At 73.2% G+C, this 19,647-nt stretch carries 11 protein-coding genes; 3 read left to right on the top strand and 8 right to left on the bottom strand.

Translation table 11 applies throughout. The features are described from left to right. Positions 1-2: 2 nt before the first annotated feature. The 4 genes from LNK82_RS19985 to LNK82_RS19970 form a co-directional block, all read right to left on the bottom strand. Entirely contained in the window at positions 3-1,553 is a 1,551-nt protein-coding gene (locus LNK82_RS19985; protein ID WP_230568533.1) for a hypothetical protein, read from the bottom strand. Beyond that, entirely contained in the window at positions 1,553-2,734 is a 1,182-nt protein-coding gene (locus LNK82_RS19980; RefSeq protein ID WP_230568532.1) for an FAD-dependent monooxygenase, read from the bottom strand. The genes LNK82_RS19985 and LNK82_RS19980 overlap by 1 nt, the downstream gene beginning before the upstream one ends. Before the next feature lie 71 nt (positions 2,735-2,805). After that, positions 2,806-3,567: a putative protein N(5)-glutamine methyltransferase gene (locus LNK82_RS19975; RefSeq protein WP_230568531.1), complete on the bottom strand. Its 762-nt coding sequence runs from the start codon at positions 3,565-3,567 to the stop codon at positions 2,806-2,808. Between the two features lie 148 nt (positions 3,568-3,715). Then, positions 3,716-4,504 carry a TetR/AcrR family transcriptional regulator gene (locus tag LNK82_RS19970; protein WP_230568530.1) on the bottom strand — a complete coding sequence of 263 codons (789 nt, stop codon included), beginning with the start codon at positions 4,502-4,504 and terminating at the stop codon, positions 3,716-3,718. A gap of 77 nt (positions 4,505-4,581) precedes the next feature. On the opposite strand from LNK82_RS19970, the gene LNK82_RS19965 reads away from it, so the two are divergent. Both LNK82_RS19965 and LNK82_RS19960 read left to right on the top strand, forming a co-directional pair. Continuing rightward, entirely contained in the window at positions 4,582-6,843 is a 2,262-nt protein-coding gene (locus LNK82_RS19965; RefSeq protein WP_230568529.1) for an ATP-binding cassette domain-containing protein, read from the top strand. 356 nt (positions 6,844-7,199) lie between these two features. Further along, positions 7,200-9,077: a S8 family peptidase gene (locus LNK82_RS19960; protein WP_230568528.1), complete on the top strand. Its 1,878-nt coding sequence runs from the start codon at positions 7,200-7,202 to the stop codon at positions 9,075-9,077. A 49-nt stretch (positions 9,078-9,126) separates the two neighbouring features. On the opposite strand, the gene LNK82_RS19955 is transcribed toward LNK82_RS19960, so the two are convergent. Then, a complete protein-coding gene (locus tag LNK82_RS19955; RefSeq protein WP_230568527.1) occupies positions 9,127-10,284 on the bottom strand; it encodes a cellulose-binding domain-containing protein in 1,158 nt (385 codons plus the stop codon). A 172-nt stretch (positions 10,285-10,456) separates the two neighbouring features. Between LNK82_RS19955 and LNK82_RS19950 the strand changes: the two genes are divergently transcribed. Continuing rightward, positions 10,457-14,956 (top strand): tetratricopeptide repeat protein, encoded by a 4,500-nt coding sequence (locus LNK82_RS19950; protein WP_230568526.1) that lies wholly within the window; start codon positions 10,457-10,459, stop codon positions 14,954-14,956. On the opposite strand, the gene LNK82_RS19945 is transcribed toward LNK82_RS19950, so the two are convergent. Genes LNK82_RS19945 through LNK82_RS19935 form a run of 3 tightly spaced genes read right to left on the bottom strand, consistent with a single transcriptional unit; the run spans position 14,957 to position 19,615 of the window. Then, a complete protein-coding gene (locus LNK82_RS19945) occupies positions 14,957-17,320 on the bottom strand; it encodes a PEP/pyruvate-binding domain-containing protein (RefSeq protein WP_230568525.1) in 2,364 nt (787 codons plus the stop codon). Positions 17,321-17,342: 22 nt separating this feature from the next. Next, positions 17,343-18,671, bottom strand: a complete 1,329-nt coding sequence (locus LNK82_RS19940) for an MFS transporter (protein ID WP_230568524.1) — start codon at positions 18,669-18,671, stop codon at positions 17,343-17,345. After that, positions 18,668-19,615: an alpha/beta hydrolase gene (locus LNK82_RS19935; protein ID WP_230568523.1), complete on the bottom strand. Its 948-nt coding sequence runs from the start codon at positions 19,613-19,615 to the stop codon at positions 18,668-18,670. Before LNK82_RS19935 ends, LNK82_RS19940 begins: the two co-directional genes overlap by 4 nt. Positions 19,616-19,647 lie beyond the last annotated feature (32 nt).

Genomic DNA, 19,647 nt, shown 5'->3' with positions numbered 1-19,647 from the left:
CATCACGGTAGGGGCGCGGCCGTGCGGACCTCCGCCGGGCGTGCGCACAGGTAGGGCCGGGCGAGGACCAGGGCGGTCGCGGTGAGGCCGATCCCGACGAACACCGGCGCCAGGTGGCCCGCGTCGGTGTAGCCGATGACGCCGTGCACCACGACCGCGGGCAGGAACCCCGCGGCGGCGGCCAGCGCGAGAGACCACCACACCCACGCCTCGCCCCGACGCCAGCCCCACGCGGCGAGCAGCGTGATCGCCGCGGCGGCGGACATCAGCGCCCCGCCGAAACCCGCCCGGTCGTGCGCGATGAACCCCGGCAGCCGGGGGTTGGCCGCCCGCAACGCGTCCGGCCCGGTCCGCAGGAACTCCAGGTCGCTGGGCACGAACACGTCCGTCAGACCGACCGCCGACACCACCACTCCACCCGCGAACAGGCCGACCCCCGTGCACACCAGGAGCAACTGCCCGACCAGCGCCCGCCGCCGCTCGTGCTCGGGCCCGTCCGGGCGCGCGGTCCACCGCGGGTCGTCCGGACGACGCCGGGTGGCGGCCAGGAACATCGGGAACAGCACCACGGCCGCCGCGGTGTGCAGCGGCTCCACGAAACCGATCCCGAGGAAGTAGAGCACCGTCGGGAACCCGACCCACCCGGAGACGAGGAACACCTCGCGGGCCCACGGCCGGCCCGTCCGCATGCCGCCCGCCGCCAGGCCCGCGTAGAGCACGCCGATCGCGACCATCGTGCCGGCCATGGTGATCCGGTCGTGCTGCAGGAAGTGCACCAGGTGGTGGTTGATCCCGTGCAGCCCGTCCACGTCCGCGCCCAGGAAACCGCGGTCGTACCACAGCAGCACCGGACCGAGCGTGATCGCGGCGGCGCCCAGGCCCGCGACGACCATGCCCAGCCCGACCAGCGCACCCCACCACCACGCCGGCCACCGGCGGGGATCACGGCCGACGTCACGCGGTGACGGCGCCGGACCGGTGGGCGTCGCCGCCTCCGCCACCCGCGCGAAGAAGCCCGGACCGGCGCGCACCAGCACCTCGGGCGTGACCAGGACCGCCGTGGCCGGGTCGGCGAGGAGGGCGGCGGCACGCGCCGTGGACGCCGACGCCAGGTGGACCACGTCGGTATCGGCCCCGACCCGGACCGCGTCGACGTGCGGTGACAACGCGTCCACCACGGCCTGCTCCGTCGCACGCACCACCACCGGCACACGTCGGCCCGCGACGGCCTCGCGCACGACGTCGACATCGGCGGGCCCGACCGGCGCGACCTCCACCACCCCCGCGCCCAGCAGCGGCAACGCCCGCACCGCGTCCCGCGCCACACCCGGTGGCACCACCGCGCCCAGCCGGGTGCGCACCGGGACGCCGGCGACCGCACCGGCCAGCCGCGACGGTGGGTGACGGTGCCCGAACCCCCACGACACCAGCCGACCGCCGCCGGGCCACGACCCGACCGCGGCCAGCGCCCGCAACGCCACCCGCCGCGAACGACCGGTCCCCAGCAGCGCGGCGGCGATCCCGCGCAGCGGGTGGTAGGTCCAGTCGGGCATCAGCGGCCCACGCTCACCGGCACGTGGCCCGTGCTGTCGGGTGGCGTCCAGCCGAGGATCGGCGCCATGGCCCGCAGCGTCACGGCGGCCGGCGTCAGCCTGGCGGCGAGATCACGCGCCACCACCGCGGGCGGCCACGACCACTGGGCCAGCCTGCCCAGCCGTGCCGAACGCCGCACCACGGTCCGGGTCCGCGGCCCGCGCACCCGGTCGTAGCGGACCAGCGCCGAACCCACGCTCGCGTCCGAGACCAGGCAGTCGGCCAGCACGACCGCGTCCTCCAGCGCCTGACCCGCGCCCTGCCCCAAGGCCGGGTCCATCGCATGGGCCGCGTCACCCGTCAAAGCCACCCGGCCCCGCGCACAACCCGCCAACGGCGGCAGCACGTGCACGTCGTGCCGGACAACACCGCCCTCCGGCACCGCCGCCAGCAGCGCGCGCACAGGGTCCGGCCAGTCGCCGAACCGGTCGCGCACGGCGGCGAGCTCACCGCCAGCGGCGACACCACCCGCGGGCACGGTCGCCGTCCCGAAGCAGTAGAACCGCCCACCCGGCAGCGCGGTGAACCCGAACCGCTCGCCGCGACCCCAGATCACCGCACCCTCCGCCGGCGGGTCGGCGACCGGCTCGGTGATCATGCGCCACGCCGTGTACCCCGCGTAGCGCGGCGCGGGCGCGTTCGGCCACCACTGCCGCCGCACCGCGCTGTGCACACCGTCCGCGCCGACCACCAGCTCCGCCCGCACGACCCCGCCCCGGTGCTCGACCACCATCGCGTCACCGTCCGACCGCACCGCGGACACCTCGCTGTCCGACCGCAGGCACTCCGGCGGCAACGCCTCCGCCAACGTCCGGACCAGGTCCGCGCGGCGCACCACGACCAGCGGCACGCCGTGCCGCCGCGCGATCTCGGCGTTGTCCAGCCGCGACAACCACCGCCCGGAGCGGCCACGCACGCCGCCCGCCGTCTCCACCGCGCCGACCGCGCGGACCCGTTCCGCCAACCCGAGCGCCCCGAGCGCGCGCATCGCGTTCGGCCACAGCGAGAGCCCCGCGCCGACCTCGCCGAACTCGGGTGCACGTTCCAGCACCACGACCCGCCACCCGGCCCGGTGCAGCGCGAGGCCCGCCGCCAGACCACCGATACCGCCGCCCACCACGACCACTGTCCGCCCGACCACCGGCCACCCCCGTTTTGAGCGAGTGCTCAAAACGGAGGGTAGCCAGTTTTGAGCACTCGCTCAACGCCCGGTTAGGACGACACCGAACCGATCACCACGGTCGCCGACAACTCCTCGTCCGACACGACCTCCGCGCGCAACCCGCCCGCCGCGAACGCCGCCACCGTCCCCGCCGCCTGCCGCGCACCCGTCTCCACCAACAACCGACCACCCGGCGCCAACCACCGCGCCGCACCCGCGATCACCCGCCGCTGCACGTCCAGGCCATCCGTCCCACCGTCCAACGCCACCCGCGGCTCGTGCTCACGCGCCTCCGGCGGCATCAACCCGATCGCACCGGTCGGCACGTACGGCGCGTTCGCCACCAGGACGTCCACCCGCCCCGCCAACGACACCGGCAACGGCTCGTAAAGATCACCCGCGTACACCCGGCCGACGCCGATGTTGCGCCGGGCACAAGCCACCGCCACCGGATCCACGTCCACCGCGTGCAACCGCACCCCGGCCACCCGATCCACCACCGCCGCACCCACCGCCCCCGACCCGCAACACAGGTCCACCACCACCGAACCGGCCCGCGCCACCCCCACGGCCACCCGCACCAGGAACTCCGTGCGCCGACGGGGCACGAACACCCCCGGATCCACCACCACCCGCAACCCGCAGAACTCCGCCCACCCCACCACGTGCTCCAACGGCAACCCGGCCACCCGCCGAGCCGTCAACGACTCCAACTCCTCCGGACCACGCGCGGCCTCCACCAACACCCGCGCCTCGTCCTCGGCGAACACACAACCAGCCGCACGCAACCGCGCGACGACATCAAGATCCATGGAAACGAACGCCTCTCGCACGAAACCCGAGGGCGCCCCTCACACCGCCACGACGCGGCCGGGAGCGACCCGAAGCACACCAGCAGAAATGGGTCCCACCTCCCTCGTCCGCGCCAACCGCCACACCGTATATCACCGCCCGCCGACCTCAGCCCCCGCCGGCGCGCGCACGCGCCACCGCCGCCTCCACGCCGTCCAACAACACCTCCAGCCCCGTCACGAAGTTCCCCACCGCGTCCCGCTCCAAGTACGGCACGTCCTCCTCCCCCTCCACCACCGGCGGCTCCTCCGCGCCCAGCCACGCCGACAGCGGAAACCGCTCGGTGAAGTCCGGCGCGACCTCCTCGAACACCTCCGACCGCGAGAACCACCACTCCTCGTCCGTCATCCCCGTCTCCCGCGCCGCCCGCCGCGCCTCCGCGATCACCCCCGCCGCGCCACGCACGAACTGCACCACCGCACCCACCACACCCCGCAACACCGACACGCCCAGACCCGTCGGCCGCAGGATCCGCAACAACACCTCCACCATCAGGAACTCGTTCGGCCCCAGCACCGGCCGCGCCTGCGACACCTGCAACACCCACGGATGAGCCAGGAAGAACGCCCGCGCGTCCTGCGCCCACGCCCGCAACGCCACCCGCCACCCACCGTCCACCGGGTACTCCGACGGCAACTCCCCCAACACCCGGTCGTACATCAGGTCCACCAACTCCGCCTTGCTCGGCACGTACGTGTACAACGCCATCGCCGAACGCCCCAACCGCTCACCCACCGCGCGCATCGACAACGCCGCCATGCCGTCCCGGTCCGCCACCTCGATCGCCGCGTCCACGATCACGTCCACCGACAACCCCGACCCCGCACCACCACCCGGCGCACGCCACAGCAGCCGCATCGACCGACGCGCGTCACCCTGCCCGGCGAAGACCGCCACTTGCCCACCCCTTACAGCGTAAAGTACCGTGCCGCGAGCACCTTACGGCATAAACAAAGCAGGGGGAAAGCCAGGCGATGGCCGCACCAGCAGACAGCCACGACGTCATCCAAGTACGCGGCGCCAGGGAGAACAACCTCGCCGACGTCTCCGTCGACATCCCCAAACGACGACTCACCGTCTTCACCGGCGTCTCCGGCTCGGGTAAATCCTCCCTCGTCTTCGGCACCATCGCCGCCGAGTCCCAACGACTCATCAACGAGACCTACACCGCGTTCATCCAGTCCTTCATGCCCAGCCTCGGCCGCCCCGACGTCGACGCCCTGCGCAACCTCAGCGCCGCCATCATCGTCGACCAGGAACGCATGGGCGCCAACTCCCGCTCCACCGTCGGCACCGCCACCGACGCCCACACCATGCTCCGCATCCTCTTCAGCCGACTGGGCCAACCCCACGTCGGCACCTCCGGCGCCTTCAGCTTCAACCTCCCCGAAGGCATGTGCCAGACCTGCGAAGGCCTCGGCCGCGTCTCCACCGTCGACATCGACCAACTCGTCGACCGCACCAAATCCCTCACCCAGGGCGCCATCACCGTCCCCGGCTTCACCGTCGACAACTGGTACGTCCAGACCTACGTCCAATCCGGCTTCTACGACCCCGACAAGGCGCTCCAGGACTTCACCGACGAAGAATGGGACGCCTTCCTCAACCGCGAAACCACCAAAGTCAAAATCGGCAAGACCAACGTCACCTACGAAGGCCTCCTGGTCAAAGTCCAACGCCTCTACCTCGGCAAGGACCGGGAATCCATGCAACCCCACGTCCGCGCCTTCGTCGACCGCGCCGTCACCTTCACCGACTGCCCCACCTGCGGCGGCGCCCGCCTCAACGCCGCCGCCCTCTCGTCCAAGATCGACGGCGTGAACATCGCCGACTGCTCCACCATGCAGATCAGCGACCTCGCCGACTGGGTCGCCAAGATCACCGACCCCTCCGTCGGCCCCATGCTCACCACCCTCAAAGAACTCCTCGACAACCTCGTCGAGATCGGCCTCGGCTACCTCAGCCTCGACCGACCCGCCGCCACCCTCTCCGGCGGCGAAGCCCAGCGCGTCAAGATGGTCCGCCACGTCGGCTCCGCCCTCACCGACGTCACCTACGTCTTCGACGAACCCACCGTCGGCCTGCACCCCCACGACATCCAGCGCATGAACGACCTCCTGCTCCGCCTGCGCGACAAGGGCAACACCGTGCTGGTCGTCGAGCACAAACCGGAGACCATCGCCATCGCCGACCACGTCGTCGACCTCGGCCCCGGCGCCGGGACCAACGGCGGCCACATCACCTTCACCGGCACCGTCGACGAACTCCGCGCCTCCGGCACGCTCACCGGCCGCCACCTCGACCACCGCGCCCGACTCCGCGACCAGGTCCGCACCCCCACCGGCCAACTGCCCATCACCGGCGCCACCCTCCACAACCTCAAGGGCGTCGACGTCGACATCCCCCTCGGCGTCCTCACCGTCGTCACCGGCGTCGCCGGATCCGGCAAGAGCTCGCTCATCCACGGCTCCCTCGCCCACCGCGACGACGTCGTCACCGTCGACCAGGCGCCCATCCGCGGCTCACGGCGCTCCAACCCCGCCACCTACACCGGGCTGCTCGACCCCATCCGCACCGCCTTCGCCAAGGCCAACGGCGTCAAACCCGCCCTCTTCAGCGCCAACTCCGAAGGCGCCTGCCCCAAGTGCAAGGGCATCGGCCTCGTCTACACCGACCTCGCGATGATGGCCGGCGTCGCCTCCGTCTGCGAGGAGTGCGAGGGCAAGCGGTTCACCGCCGAGGTCCTCACCCACACCCTGCGCGGCCGCAACATCAGCGAAGTCCTCGGCATGTCCGTCACCGAGGCCCGCGACTTCTTCACCGAGAAGCAGGCCAAGGCCATCCTCGACCGACTCGTCGACGTCGGCCTCGGCTACCTCTCCCTCGGCCAACCCCTCACCACGCTGTCCGGCGGCGAGCGGCAACGGCTCAAGCTCGCCATCCACATGGCCGAGAAGGCGTCCACCTACATCCTCGACGAGCCGACCACCGGCCTGCACCTCGCCGACGTCGACCAGCTGCTCGCCCTGCTCGACCGGCTCGTGGACGACGGCAACACGGTCATCGTGATCGAGCACCACCAGGCCGTCATGGCGCACGCCGACTGGATCATCGACCTCGGCCCCGGCGCCGGGCACGACGGCGGCCGGATCGTCTTCACCGGCACGCCCGCCGACCTGGTCGAGAACGCCTCCACCCTGACCGCCCGGCATCTCGGCGCCTACGTCGGCCGCTGATCGTCCTGGCCGCTTTTGGACCCAGTCTTCTCCCGGTGCCACGTCCGGTGCCGGGAGAAGACTGAGTTTAGTCGACACTGAAGTTATTAAGATTATTGGCCAATGGGGCGCGGGTAGCCCGACCGTGGTCGTCGTTCGGAATACCGCAGGTCGTTCCCACTGCCGGCCGATTGTCCGGTACCGAGCGGTCCTCTAACGTTGCCGATCACGTCCGCGCGAACGTGATCGCAGAACCTCCACTCCCCGGCCGACCCGCGCCGCTATGGGTCTGCCGGAACCCCTGCACGAGGGAGAACCCTGCAATGGGAGACGTTCGCGGATCCAGACGAGCCCTGCTCGCGTTAGCCGCGGTGGCGATGACCACCGCGGCACTGGCCTCCGGCGCCACACCCGCCGCGGCCGAAGCCGACATCCTCGGCACGAACAACCCGACCGCCATCGCGGACAGCTACATCGTCGTGTACAACGAGCTGTCCACCCAGAGCGTCGACGCGCTCACCGCCGACCTCAGCGCCAAGTACGACGCCAAGGTCGACTACACCTACCGCAACGCGCTCAAGGGCTTCGCGGGCACGTTGTCCGAACGGGACGCGCGACGCCTGGCCGCCGAGCCCGGCGTGGCCTACGTCCAGCAGAACGGCGAGGTCAAGGCGACCGCGACCCAGCCGAACCCGCCGTCGTGGGGCCTGGACCGCATCGACCAGCGCGACCTGCCGCTCGACTCGTCCTACACCTACCCCAACGACGGAACCGGCGTCACCGCCTACATCATCGACACCGGCATCCGGACCACGCACTCCGACTTCGGCGGCCGGGCCACCTGGGGCACCAACACCGTCGACACCAACAACACCGACTGCAACGGCCACGGCACGCACGTGGCGGGCACGGTCGGCGGCACGGCCCACGGCGTCGCCAAGGGCGTGCGGCTGATCGCGGTCAAGGTGCTCAACTGCGCCGGGTCCGGTTCGTTCGCCGGTGTCGCCGCGGGCATCGACTGGGTCACCGGCCACCACACCTCGGGCCCGGCCGTGGCCAACATGAGCCTCGGCGGCCAGGGCAGCGACGTGACCGGCGAGACCGCGGTCCGCAACTCGATCGCCGACGGCGTGACCTACGCGATCGCGTCGGGCAACTCCAACGCCAACGCGTGCAACTTCACCCCGGCCCGCGTCGCCGAGGCGATCACGGTCAACGCGTCGACCAACACCGACGCCCGCGCCTCGTTCTCCAACTGGGGCACGTGCACGGACATCTTCGCGCCCGGTCAGAACATCACCTCGGCGTGGATGACCAACGACACCGCCACCAACACCATCAGCGGCACGTCCATGGCGGCGCCGCACGTGGCGGGCGGCGCGGCGGTCCTGCTCGGCGCCACGCCGTCGTTGACGCCCGCGCAGGTGGCGAGCGCGATGATCGGCAACTCCACCCCGAACAAGATCAGCGGTCCGGGCACCGGCTCGCCGAACCAGCTGCTGTTCGTCAACACCGGCGACCCCGGCACCGGCAACCCGTCGGTCACCCCGCCGGGCAACCAGACCGGCAGCGTCGGCACGGCCACGAGCCTGCAGCTCAAGGCCTCCGGCGGCGCTCCCCCGTACACCTGGTCGGCCACCGGCCTGCCGCCCGGCCTCACGATCGCGGCGTCCACCGGCCTGATCTCCGGCACGCCGACGACCGCGGGCTCCTACACCGTGACCGCGACGGTCACCGACAGCGCGGGCAAGTCGGCGGGCGCCACGTTCACCTGGACCGTCAACCCGACGGGCGGCACGTGCGCCGCGCCCGGTGAGAAGGCGGTCAACGGCGGCTTCGAGAGCGGCACCACCGGCTGGTCGAACGCCACCCACACGATCGCCGCGTGGACCGGCGAGGGCTCGCCCCGCTCCGGCACCCGCTCCTCGTGGATCAGCGGCTACGGCTACACCAACACCGAGACGCTGACGCAGACCGTCACCATCCCGGCGGGCTGCACGAACACCACGCTGTCGCTGTGGCTGAAGATCAGCACCGACGAGTACGAGCCGGAGGTGTTCGACACCTTCACGGTCTCGGTGGCCGGCACCACCCTGGCGACCTACACCAACCTCAACCCGTCCGGGTACGAGGTGCGCACCTTCAGCCTGGGCGCGTACGCGGGCCAGAGCGTCACGCTGAGCTTCTCCGGCGTGGAGGACTGGTCCTACCAGACCTCGTTCGTGGTGGACGACGTCTCGGTGAACGCGGCCTGAGCCGAGCGTGGGGAGGGCCGGCGCACCGGTCCTCCCCACGTCCGCCGGATCAGCAGGCGACGGGCGAGGAGCCGACCGCCACGTCGTCGTACCAGAGGGTGTTCGCGCCGTCGCCGTAGCTCTCCCAGCCCAGCCGCAGGTCGGTCACGGCGGGCCGCCAGTTGGTCTTGCGCAGCCACTGCGAGTCGACGTCGGGCGTGGACACGCCGTCGGCCACCAGGCCCTCGACCACCGCGCCGTTGAGCGAGGTCGAGATCCGGCCCGCCGGGTCGACGGTGAACTGCACGCAGTTCCACTGGCCGGTCGGCAGCGGCTTGCTCTTCGACACGCCGACCGGGCTCTGCTCGGGCAGGGTGGCGTCGTCGGACTCGCGGTTCCACTGCAGCGCCGAGTTCTGGCCGCCCATGCGCAGGTCCTTGCCGCCGTCGGCGGAGTCCTTCATGGCCATGAACGTCACGTGCGCCATCGGCAGGGCCGTGGTGTGGCGGACGTAGAACCGGCCGTGCACCACGCTCGTGCCGGTGATCGGCGTGCCGAAGAAGATGTGGTTGCAGTAGCCCGACGCGCCGTTGACCCGCACCGACTTCGAGCCGCTGCGCGCGACCGAGTTGTCGATGGCGACCGTGCCCTGGCCGGTGCAGTTGGCCGCGCCGACGGTCCACCGGCCGCTCGGGGCGGACCCGGTCTGCTGCTCGAAGTCGTCGCACAGCGCCGCCGTGTCACAGACCGGCGGGTTGCCGGTCGTCGTGGTCGTGGTGGTGGTCGACGTCGTCGTGGTCGTGGAGGTCGTCGTCGTCGTGGTCGGGCCGTCGCCGCTGCACGAGACGCCGTTGAACGCGAAGTCGGTCGGCACCGCGTTCGTGCCGCTGTACGTCGCCTGGAAGCCGAACTGCGCGCTCGCGCCCGTGCCCAGCGACCCGTTCCACGGCATGCTGGACGCGGTCACGACCGCGCCGGACTGCTTCACGTCGGCGCTCCAGCCGGAACTGACCGCCTGGTTACCGGCGAAGGTCCAGGTGAGCTTCCACGAGGTGACCGGAGCGGACTGGTTGGTCACGGTCACGTTGGCGGTGAACCCGGTGGCCCACTGGTTGAGCTTGTAGTCCACGGCGCAGACGGGAGCAGCCCCCGCCGTGCTGGTCCCGCCGATCACCACCAACCCGGCTATCGACACCACAGCGGCCACCGCCGCCAGCAGATTTCGCACAACAACCCCTTCGTTGTCGTCTCTGGGAGCGTTCCCAGAAACTGACTGTAACGATTCCGTCACCCCGATGGAATACTCCGGCTGCCGCAACGGTGATTCCGACGAAGGCGCCCGGCGCGGCGGACTACGGTGCACTGTGATCCACAACGGACCGGGCCACCGAGGGGGACCAATGCCCACCGCCGCCGAGATCGACCGGCTGCGCCGCCGGGGTGAGCTGGACCGGGCCGAGGCGCTGGCCGGGCCCGACCACCCCGCCGACGACACCGACCTGCGGATCGCGCGTGGCCGGTTGGCGCTGGCCCGGCACCGGTACGACGAGGCGCTGGCGCTGTTCGCGGACGACGACGACCGCCTGCTCGCGTGGCGCGTCGCGACCCTGTCCCGCACGTACCGGGACGACGAGGCGTTCGCCGTGGCCGCCGAGGCGATCACGCGGCACCCGGACAGCGTGCCGCTGCGGCTGGCCCTCGGCCGGGCCCACCTGGACGCGTGGCGGCCACGCGAGGCGCTCGCGGCCTTCACCGAGGCCCGCCGCCTCGCGCCGGACGACTGGCGCACCGCCGGCTGGGTCGCCGTCGCCCTGGCGAACCTGACCCGGCTGGACGAGGCGAAGGCGACCGCGCGGGAGGCGGTCCGCGACCACCCCGAGGCGCCGAAGGCCCACTACGCCCTCGGCCGCGTCCACTCGACCTCCTACGAGTACGCGGAGGCGGTGGCGTGCTTCGACGCGGCGCTCGACCTCGACCCGCACCACCCGGACGCGCTCGAGTGGAAGATCACCGCCTTGCGGTCCCAGCACCGCTACGACGAGGCCGAACAGGTGGCCGAGGCCGCGGTGGCGGCGGTGCCCGCCGTGCCGCGGCTGCACGTCGAGCACGGGTGGGTGCTCAGCGACCGGCACCGCTACGACGAAGCCCTGGCCGCCGTCGACCGGGCGCTGGCGCTCGACCCCGCGCACCGCTGGGCGCTGGACAGCCGGATCGACCTGCTCCAGTCGCTCGGCCGCACGGACGACGCGCTGGAGCAGGCGGCCGACGCGGCGGACCGGCACCCGTCCGACGTGGTGTTCCTCGTCTCCACGGCCTGGCTGCACGCCGCGCGCGACGAGCACGACCGGGCGATCGAGCACCTGGACCGCGCGGCGGCGATCACGCCCACGCACGAGTCGGTGGTGCGGAGCAGGATCTCGATCCTGGTGTCGGCGGACCGGCACGACGAGGCCGAAGCGGCGGCGGGCGTGGCCCTGCAGCACTACCCGGACGACCCGGACCTCCAGTTCACCCTCGCCGGGGTGCACCTGGCCCGCGGCGACACCGACCTCGCCGTCGCGTGCTGCGACAAGGCGCTGGCCGGTGTGCCGCGGCACGCCCCCGCGTTGCGCCGCAAGGTCGTGATCCTCCGTGACGCCGGTCGGTCCGAGGAGGCGTTGGAGACCGGCGAGCGGGCGCTGGCGTTCCACCCCCGTGACCCGGCGATCCACCTCGCGCTGGCGCGCCTGCACGCCGACGAGGGCCGGCACGTGGAAGCCCTCGACCACGTCGAGCGCACGTTGGCGGTCAGTCCCCGCGACACCGACGCGTTGCAGGGGCGGATCGACTGCCTCGGCTCCCTCGGCCGGCGCGAGGAGGCCGTGGAGGCGGGGCGGCACGCCGTGGCGCTGCGCCCGGACGAGCCCGACCTGCACGTGGAGCACGCGTGGGCGTTGAGCTCGCTCGACCGGGAGGACGAGGCCGTCGAGGCGGTCGCCGGCGCGCTGCGCCTGTCCCCCGACCACGCGTGGGCGCTGCGCAGCCGCGTCAAGTTCCTGACCTACGCGAAGCGGCTCGACGAGGCGGTCTCCGCCGCGGCGGACGCCGTGAGCCGGCAGCCCGACGACGCCGAGCTGCACGTCGCGATCGCCCGCCTGCAGATCACCCTCGGCCGGCTGGACGAGGCGGTGACGTCGTCGGAGCGCGCCTTGGCGCTCGAACCCCGGCACTCCGGGGCGCACAGCGCGCGGATCGTCGCGCTGGACGCCCTCGGCCGGCTGCCGGAAGCCCTGCGTGCGGCGGAGGCCGCCGCCGAGCAGCAGCCCGAGGACGTGCCCACCCTCCTGCGCCTGGCCGACGCGTACAACCAGTCCGGGCGGCACGACGACGCCGTGACCACGACCGAGCGCGCCCTCGCGATCGAGCCCGACGACCGCACCGCCGTGCGGAGCCTGATCGGCCACCTGCGCGAAGCCCGCCGGTTCGACGAGGCCAGGCGCACGGCGGAGGAGGCGCTGGCCCGGATCGCCGACGACCCCGACCTGCACGTCACCGTCGCCTGGCTGCACGCCGACCGCCACCGGGTGCCGGACGCCCTGGCGTCGTTGGACGCCGCGCTGGCGCTCGACCCCGAGCACGAGTGGGCGTTGCGCAGCCGGACCGCGGTCCTGCACACCGCCGGCCGGGTGGACGAGGCCCTGGTGACGGCGGCCAAGGCGGCGGCGCTGCACCCCGACTCGTCGAGCCTGCACGTGACCGCCGCCGAACTGGCCGCCGCCAGGCACCTCGTCGACGAGGCGCTGTCCCACCTGGACCGGGCGTCAGAGGTCGACCCGGCCTACGCGCTGCCCCATCGCCGCAGGATCCGCGTGCTGCGGCTCGCCCGCCGGTTCGACGAGGCCGGGCGGGCGGCCGACGAGGCGCTGGCGCGCTTCCCCGACGACGCCGACCTGCGCGTCGACATCGCCTGGCTGCACTCGGACCTCGACCGGGTCGAGGCGGCGTTCGCCGAGGTCGAGCGGGCGTTGGAGCTGCGGCCGGGGCACGAGTGGGCGTGGCGCACCAAGGTGAGCCTGCTGCGCACGGCCCGCCGCTACCCCGAGGCGCTCGCCGCCGCGAACCGGATGCTCGAGCTCCGCCCCGACGAGCCGGACGCCCTGGTCACGGCGGCCTGGCTGCACGGCGACATGGGTGATCTCGACCGCGTGCTGGTGGTGACCGACCGCGCGCTGGACCTCGACCCCGGGCACGTCGCCGCCTACGAGGCGCGCGTCGCCGCGTTGATGCTCCTCAACCGGTTCGAAGAGGCGGAGGAGACCGCGCGGCAGGCGTTGGTGAACGCGCCGGGCGTGGTGGACCTGCACGTGCTGCTGGCCAAGGTGCACGACCACGTCCGCGCGTTCGACCGCGCCGAGGAGCAGTTCGCCGCCGCACGCGCCGTCGACCCCTTCGACGTGGACCTGGTGGTCGCGCTGTCGGCGACGTTGCGCACCCTGCGCCGCCTCGACGAGGCCGAACGGCTGGTCTCCGAGTTCTGCGCCCGGGCGCCGCACCTGCGCGGGCCCAGGTTCGAGCTGGGGTGGGTCCACCACGACGCCCGCCGGCTCGGCGAGGCGCGCCGGGTGTTCGCCGCGTTGCTCGCCGACTCGCGCGACGACTACGAGCGCGCGGCGTCGCACCACGCCCTGGGCTGGGCGGCCTTCACCGACGACGACCTCGTCACCGCCGAGAAGGAGTTCCGGGCGGCGCTGGCGGACCGCCCGGACGACTACGACTACGTGCTGGCCCTGGTGTGGGCGCTGGCGCGGCAGGACGGCGAGCGGCGGTGGCGCGAGGCGGAGGGCCTGGCCGGCGGTCTGCTCGACCGGCGGGCCTCCGCGCCCGTGCACGTCTGCCTCGGCGTGCTCGCCTTCCGGCGGGGCAACCTGGCCTCGGCCGAGTACCACCTGCGCAAGGCGCTGGAGGTCGACCCGCACCACGGCAGCCACGCCGACCTCGGCGCGCTGTACGTCCAGATGGGGCGGTACGAGGAAGCCGAGGTCGAGCTGGGCAAGGCCGTCGCGCGGGACTGGTACGACGTGAACGCGCACGTCGAGCTGGGCGCGTTGTTCCTGCAGCTGGGCGAGGAGCGGTTGTCCGACGCCGAACGGGAGTTCCGGCAGGCGATCGCGATCGACCCGGCCTCGGGCGCGGCGGCGATCGGGCTGGCGCAGGCGTTGGCCAGGGCCGGCGACGAGGCGGAGGCCGAGTCCGTGCTGCGGCTCGCCGAGCAGCGGCAGGACGCGTCGCGGAAGTGGCGAACGCACCTGGCGCTGGCGCGGCTGCTGGTGCAGCGCGGTGACAAGCAGCAGAACCCGGACCTGCACGCGGAGGCGTACGCGCAGGCGCAGTCGGCGATCGATACCGCGCCGGACGCGGAGGCCGACCCGCACTTCGTGGCCGGTGTGGCGCACCACCGCATGGGGTCGCTGGCCGCCGACGCGCGCGGCCGGTTCGGCTACCGGCTGCGCGCGATGCACCACCTGCGGGAGTGCCTCAAGCGCAGCCGCGGCCACGTCGAGGCGCAGCGGAACCTCCAGCTCCTGGAACGGGAGATGAAGGCGGTGGCGCCGGCGATCTGGGGCGGCTACGCGGTGGCTACGATCTCGTTGCTGCTGCTCGGCACGATGTGGACGGCGTTCTTCTTCTCCAGCAAGGTGACCGCGGTGATGCTGACGGCCACCACGCCGGTGCTGGTCGGGCTGTTCACCGTGGCCGTGCTGCTGCCCGCGTTGATCCGGCTCAAGCTGCCCGGTTTCGAGGCCGACCTCCAGGCGGGCAGCGCCACGGTGTCGCCAGGGCCGACCGGGCAGGTCACGTTCGGTCCGGGCCGGTTGACCGTGACCAGCGGGCCGACCGGGCAGCTGCCCCGACGGGAGTGATCAGCCCAGCACGGTCACGGCGCCGCGCCCGCCGTCCACGCGGACGCGATCGCCGGTCCTGATCCGGGTGGTGGCGTTGCCGCAGCCGACGACGGCGGGGATGCCCAGCTCGCGGGCGACGATCGCGGCGTGCGACAGGGGCGCGCCGACATCGGTGACCACGGCGGCGGCGCGCGGGAACAGCGGGGTCCAGCCGATGTTGGTCACCGTGGTCACCAGGATCTCGCCGGGTCGCAGCGCGGCGGCGTCGGCGACGTCCTGGATCACCCTGGCGACGCCCTCCACCACGCCCGCCGCGCCGGGGAAGCCGGACACGGCGTCGCCGAGGGGTTCGGCGGCGGCGGCGTGGACGTCGGTCCGGCGGTCCGGGTCGGCGGCCCACGCCTCGGGGTCGAACCGGCCGCGGATCACGGTCGGGTAGGGCGGCAGCGCGCGGTAGCGGTCGTAGGCGGCACCGCGGGCCGGCACCGACGCCAACGGGGTCTCGTCGCCGTCGAGGACGCGCAAGGTCTCCTCGATCGGCAGGAAGAACACCGCGTCGCCGTGCCCGGTGACCTCGCCCGCCCGCACCAGGAACGCCCGCAGCACGGCGAACGTGCGCGCGAACTCCGACCGCGCCCGTTCCCGCTCCCGGGCCAGCGCGGCGAGCCCGTCCACCTCGCGGCGCAGCCGGTCGACCTTGCCGGGGTGCGCGGCGCGCAGTCGTTCCCACGCCGCGTCGCGCACGGCCGCCTGTCTGGCCAGCAGCTCTTCGGGGTCGACGCCGACGTCGTCGGTGCGCGGCCACCCGGGGTCCTCGGCCGGGCGCGGCGCGGACACCTCGAACTCGTCGGCGAACCGGTGGCCGTACAGCCGGACGTACGCCTCGCGGGTGATCTCGCCGCGCTTGAGCCGGGCGAGGCCGAGCACCGGGCCGAGGCTCTCCAACTCCCCCGCCGCGCCGTGCGCGCCGGTCAGCAACGCGGTGGTGTCGTCCTCGCCCACGAGCCCGGCCAGCTTGCGGCGCAGCTTGACCGACGACATCGAGCCGTTGCGCGCGCCGGCGTCGAACACCTTGGCGTCCACGTGCAGCACGTCGTGCACGTCGGACTTCCACAGCGCGAGCAGCTCGGCGGGCGTCGAGGCGGCGCGGAAGGCGGCGTGCAGCCGTTCGGCCCGACCCGGCGCGGAGGCCAGCAGGCCGTCGATCTTCGCCCGGAACTCCCGGTTCTGGCGCAGGAACGGCAGCGCCGCCCCGATCGCCGCCCGCAGCACGGCTGGGCGGGACAGCGGCAGCGGCGGCACCTCGACGCCCGCCGGGACGCGGCCGAAGTACAGCTCGACCGTCCGCCACAGGAAGCGGTTCAGGCCGAGCGCCCGACCGACGGCCAGCGCGGCGCTGAGGTTGAGGTAGAACCGGCCACCGATGTTGCCCGACGTCGGGTGGCCGGCGATCGGCGGTTGGGCGAGCACCCGGGCGAACGACCAGGTGGCGGGCGACATCACGCTCGGCACGGCCTCGCGCAGGTTCGCGCAGGTCCACAGGTAGTCGCCGCGCAGGGTGTCGTTCCAGACCTCGGGCAGCGCGGTGATCGGCCTGGCCTGCAACACCGCGATCCGCCCGCCGGCCACGGCCCACTCGACGTCCATCGGCACGCCGTACAGGTCCTGGATCCGTGCGCCCAACCCGGCCAGTTCCCGCACCTGAGCGTCGGAGAGCAGTGAACCGCCGGACCCGCGCACCACGCCGTCGGCGGACACGATGTACTCGTCCGGGGTGACCGTGCCGCCGACCAGCGCCTCGCCCAGGCCGGGCGCGGCGTTGACCACGGTCTCGGTCCGCGCGCCGGTGACGGGGTTCGCGGTGAACAGCACACCGGCCGCGTCGGCGGGCACCATCTCCTGCACGACGACGGCGAGCGCCACGTCGGTGATGCCGTTGCGGGCGCGGTAGGCGACGGCGCGTGCCGTCCACAGCGACGCCCAGCACCGCTTCACGGCGTCCAGGACCTCGTCGCCGGACACGTCGAGGAAGGTGTCGTGCTGTCCCGCGAACGACAGGTCCGGCAGGTCTTCGGCGGTGGCCGACGACCGCACCGCGACCGGTCCCGGTGGCAGGGCCGCGCGGATGGCGTCGGCGATGTCCGCGGGGATGTCCAGGCGTTCGAACGCGGCGGCGATGGCGGCCTCGCCTCCCCGTCCGGCCCGGGTCCCGGCGTCGAGCCCTTCGGTGGCCCGGCGGTAGGCGTGCGTGGTCAGGTGGAAGCCGGCCGGCACGGGCAGGCCCGCGGCGGCGAGCCTGGCCAGCGAGGCGCCCTTCCCGCCGACCGTCTCCAGGTCCGCAGTGGGATCGGCGAGCGGCAGCACCAACGCGGTGGTCCCCATGTGCCGATCTTCGCACCGACGACTACCTCCCGTTGCGCGAACCGGCCGGACGGCTGACCGACCGCGTGCGCGCGGCCAGGTCCAAGGTGATCGCGATCCCCAGCCCCACCGCCACCACGCCGGCGGCGACCACGAGCGCCGCGAAGAGCCCGGCCGCGGTGAACGCCAGCCCGATGACCGCCACGCCGAGACCGCCCGCCAGCTCACGGCTCGCGGTGACGGTGGCCGAAGCGACCCCGGCGAACCGCTCGTCGGCGGCATCCAGCACCACGGTGGTCAACGGGGTCGTCAACGCCGAGCCGAAACCGATCACCACCAGGCACGCGAGCATTGCCGGCGGACACGCGAAGGGCATCGCCACGAGCCCGGCCGTCACCGCGCCGAGCCCGCACGCCGCCGTCCGCCACGGCCCGAGCCGGGGCACCAAGAGGGGCACGACCGGCGCGCCCGCGATCACGGCCACCGCGGCGGGCACGAAGAACAGGCCGGTGGCCAACGGGGTGAGGCCCTCGGCGCGGTGCAGGTGCAGCGGCAGCACGAACAGCACGCCGCTGACCGCAAGCCCCCACAACGCCTGCGCGACCGTGCCGCCGACGAACACCGGCCGGACCAGGCCCGCCGGGAACAACGGGCGCGCGGCCGACCGCTCCGCCGCCACGAACGCCAGGCACGCCGCGCCGGACAACGCGGCCAACGCCGCCACCGGACCGTCGCCGCCGACGCTCAGCACGGTCGCGGTCACGGTGAAGACGGCTGCGGTCAAGGCCGCCGTCGACCGGATCGGCAGCGGTGTCGGTCGGGTGATCCGCCGTGACGGCAGGGCCAGGGCGGCGAAGGCGGCCACCGCCACGCACGCCGGGACGTTGCCGAGGAAGATCCACCGCCAGTGCGCCGCCTCGCTGAGCAGGCCGCCGAGCGCGGGCCCGACCGCGAGCGCCACGGCCAGCGCGGCCGTCCACGCCGCGATCCCCGTCCGGCGCCGGGCGGCGTCCAGGTCGGTCCGCAGCACGGCCAGCCCGGTCGGCACGATCGCCGCCGCCGACGCACCTTGGGCCGCCCGCCACAGCGCCAACTCCCAGCCGACGTCCGACGTGCCGCAGCCCAGCGACGCGGCGGCGAACCCGAGCAGCCCGACCAGCAGCACCCGGCGGTGCCCGAACCGGTCCCCCACCGCGCCCGCCGCCGGCATGAGGCTCGCGAACACCAGCATGTAGGTGACCACGGCCCACTGCAGGTCGGTGGTGGACAGGCCGAGGTCGCGGCCGATGGTCGGCAGGGCGACCATCAGGACGCTGTTGTCCAGCGCCGTGACGAAGGCCGCGAAGCAGGCCACCAGCACGACGCGCGTCACGCGAGCGCGGCCATCAGCACCGGCCAGGACGCCCGCAGCTCGCGTTGCCAGTACTTCCAGGTGTGCGTGCCGCCGCCGTAGGCGTTGACCGTGATCGGGATGCCCAGCGACCGCATCCGGCCCACGAAGTCCGGCGACGTGGTGCCCACGATCGTCTCGAACGCGTCGTAGGACCACCAGTCCGTGTCCAGCGCGCCTTTGAAGCCGTTGCCGTAGGACATGTAGAGGGACATGCCGCGCAGGTTCGCCGCGAGCTGCCTGGGGTTGTGCGCCGCCCAGACATCGGGCACGAGGGTTTCGCGGCCCCACGGCCCGTACGGGTCGAGGCCTTCCCGCAGCACGGTGGTGTAGATGAACTGGGGGACGCCGATGAACTGCGTGGACAGCAGACCGCTGTAGGAGGCGGCGGCCCGGAACATGCCGGGGTGCTTGGCCGCGTACCCGAACGCGCCCGTGCCTCCCGCCGACAGCCCCGCGACGGCGCGCGCCGTGCCGCCCCGGTAGTTCCGCTCGACGAGTTGCGGCAGTTCCCCGGTGTGGAACGTCTCCCACCTGGGCGTGCCGCCGCGTCCGCCGTTCCACCAGTCGGTGTACCAGCCGGCGCGTCCGGCGTCGGGCATGACGACCAGGACGTCGCTCGACGCGCTGAGCTCCTCGACGTCGGTTTCCCTGGTCCACGAGGTGTAGTCGTCGCCGACACCCTGGAGCAGGTAGAGGACCGGCCAGGTCCTGGACGCGGTAGGCGACCAGCCCGGTGGGGTGAGCAGGCGGACGGGAACGTGGCCGCCGATCGCGGGCGAGGACACCGTGAGGTCGACGGTGCGGGCGTCGAGCCACCGCTCGCCGACGACTACTGCCCCGTCATCGGCCGCGACGGGTGTGGCCTGCGCGGGAACGACCATCAGGACCAGGGCGGACAGGGCGGGCAACAGCACGCGCGACATGACTTCTCCCGAAATTGTCGGACCTCGTCGGT

Origin of the sequence: Saccharothrix luteola (assembly GCF_020859565.1) — a bacterium.
Classification (GTDB): domain Bacteria; phylum Actinomycetota; class Actinomycetes; order Mycobacteriales; family Pseudonocardiaceae; genus Actinosynnema; species Actinosynnema luteola.
Note: the sequence above shows the minus strand (reverse complement) of the source record. Positions and strands in the feature narration are given on the sequence as shown.

What these genes read in the sequence shown, in the direction of transcription:
- LNK82_RS19985 (WP_230568533.1), bottom strand. Translation starts at nt 1,553, where the DNA reads ATGCCCGACTGGACCTACCACCCGCTGCGCGGGATCGCCGCCGCGCTG.
- LNK82_RS19975 (WP_230568531.1), bottom strand. Translation starts at nt 3,567, where the DNA reads ATGGATCTTGATGTCGTCGCGCGGTTGCGTGCGGCTGGTTGTGTGTTC.
- LNK82_RS19965 (WP_230568529.1), top strand. Translation starts at nt 4,582, where the DNA reads ATGGCCGCACCAGCAGACAGCCACGACGTCATCCAAGTACGCGGCGCC.
- LNK82_RS19960 (WP_230568528.1), top strand. Translation starts at nt 7,200, where the DNA reads ATGACCACCGCGGCACTGGCCTCCGGCGCCACACCCGCCGCGGCCGAA.
- LNK82_RS19950 (WP_230568526.1), top strand. Translation starts at nt 10,457, where the DNA reads ATGCCCACCGCCGCCGAGATCGACCGGCTGCGCCGCCGGGGTGAGCTG.
- LNK82_RS19945 (WP_230568525.1), bottom strand. Translation starts at nt 17,320, where the DNA reads ATGGGGACCACCGCGTTGGTGCTGCCGCTCGCCGATCCCACTGCGGAC.
- LNK82_RS19935 (WP_230568523.1), bottom strand. Translation starts at nt 19,615, where the DNA reads ATGTCGCGCGTGCTGTTGCCCGCCCTGTCCGCCCTGGTCCTGATGGTC.